Raw genomic sequence first — 504 nt, 5'->3', positions numbered from 1 at the left:
AACTCGAGCCGGTCGGCGCGCGGGGCGAAGTCGACCTCGGTGCGGTACAGGTCGGTGCCGTCGACCAGGCCGACGGCCCGGTGCTGGTCCGGCATCCAGTCCAGCTCGATGACCGAGCCCCGCCCGGCGTAGCGGACGCCGCGGTCGTAGGTGGTCTGGCCGACGATGCGCACCAGGGTGGAGAGGGTGTGTTCGCGGTCGGCGGGGGAGAGCATGGGGTCGACGGTAGTCGGTGCGGCGGGACGGACCGGCCGGCGCTTCGAGGGTGCGTGAACTTCAGTCGGCTGCCCGGACCGTCGAGCGGGTGCCGCTCCCCGCGGTTTCGAGGGGAGCGGCGGCCCGTCAGGCGGCGAGCAGGTCCTGGTATTCGGCGTTCTTGCCGACGAACTTCTCCACGTACGAGCACGACGTCGCGATCTTGAAGCCCTCCGCGCGGGTGGCGTCGAGGGCGGCCGTGACGAGCTGGCCGGCGAGGCCCTGCCCGCCGAACTCGGGGCTCACCAC

2 protein-coding genes are annotated in these 504 nt (G+C 72.6%); both read right to left on the bottom strand.

Going from position 1 to position 504, the window contains the following annotated elements:
* The coding region (locus AC1DYG_RS19330) for a hypothetical protein (RefSeq protein WP_477641476.1) at positions 1-215 on the bottom strand (215 nt) is incomplete at its 3' end.
* Positions 216-342: 127 nt separating this feature from the next.
* Entirely contained in the window at positions 343-501 is a 159-nt protein-coding gene (locus AC1DYG_RS19325) for a GNAT family N-acetyltransferase (RefSeq protein ID WP_477641477.1), read from the bottom strand.
* Positions 502-504 lie beyond the last annotated feature (3 nt).

This window comes from Pedococcus sp. P1_H8 (assembly GCF_056405175.1).
This window is presented reverse-complemented; position numbering and strand designations above follow the sequence as displayed.